General features: G+C 56.8%; 1 rRNA gene (cut by a window edge). It reads right to left on the bottom strand.

The annotated features are described in order from the left end of the window. A 23S ribosomal RNA gene (locus ACZ6I3_RS07250) occupies positions 1 to 1,272 on the bottom strand (it extends 1,492 nt beyond the left edge of the window). Positions 1,273 to 1,321: the final 49 nt, after the last annotated feature.

Here is a 1,321-nt window from a genome sequence, read left to right as displayed (position 1 = left end):
TGAATGACACGACTTCGGCGGTACGCTTGAGCCCCGCTACATTGTCGGCGCGGAATCACTAGACCAGTGAGCTATTACGCACTCTTTCAAGGGTGGCTGCTTCTAAGCCAACCTCCTGGTTGTCTCTGCGACTCCACATCCTTTCCCACTTAGCGTACGCTTAGGGGCCTTAGTCGATGCTCTGGGCTGTTTCCCTCTCGACCATGGAGCTTATCCCCCACAGTCTCACTGCCGCGCTCTCACTTACCGGCATTCGGAGTTTGGCTAAGGTCAGTAACCCGGTAGGGCCCATCGCCTATCCAGTGCTCTACCTCCGGCAAGAAACACACGACGCTGCACCTAAATGCATTTCGGGGAGAACCAGCTATCACGGAGTTTGATTGGCCTTTCACCCCTAACCACAGGTCATCCCCCAGGTTTTCAACCCTGGTGGGTTCGGTCCTCCACGAAGTCTTACCTCCGCTTCAACCTGCCCATGGCTAGATCACTCCGCTTCGGGTCTTGAGCGTGCTACTAAAACGCCCTGTTCGGACTCGCTTTCGCTACGGCTTCCCCACTCGGGTTAACCTCGCAACACACCGCAAACTCGCAGGCTCATTCTTCAAAAGGCACGCAGTCACGAGATATGTGCAAGCACATATCCGACGCTCCCACGGCTTGTAGGCACACGGTTTCAGGTACTATTTCACTCCGCTCCCGCGGTACTTTTCACCATTCCCTCACGGTACTATCCGCTATCGGTCACCAGGGAATATTTAGGCTTAGCGGGTGGTCCCGCCAGATTCACACGGGATTTCTCGGGCCCCGTGCTACTTGGGTGTCTCTCAAACGAGCCGCTGACGTTTCGACTACGGGGGTCTTACCCTCTACGCCGGACCTTTCGCATGTCCTTCGCCTACATCAACGGTTTCTGACTCGTCTCACAGCCGGCAGACTGTGAAAGAGAGATCCCACAACCCCGTATACGCAACCCCTGCCGGGTCTCACACGCATACGGTTTGGCCTCATCCGGTTTCGCTCGCCACTACTCCCGGAATCACGGTTGTTTTCTCTTCCTGCGGGTACTGAGATGTTTCACTTCCCCGCGTTCCCTCCACACTGCCTATGTGTTCAGCAGCGGGTGACAGCCCATGACGACTGCCGGGTTTCCCCATTCGGAAACCCCCGGATCAAAGCCTGGTTGACGACTCCCCGGGGACTATCGTGGCCTCCCACGTCCTTCATCGGTTCCTGGTGCCAAGGCATCCACCGTGCGCCCTTAAAAACTTGGCCACAGATGCTCGCGTCCACTGTGCAGTTCTCAAACAACGACCAGCCACCC

The sequence above is a fragment of the Streptomyces sp. NPDC041940 genome, assembly GCF_055589465.1.
Note: the sequence above shows the minus strand (reverse complement) of the source record. Positions and strands in the feature narration are given on the sequence as shown.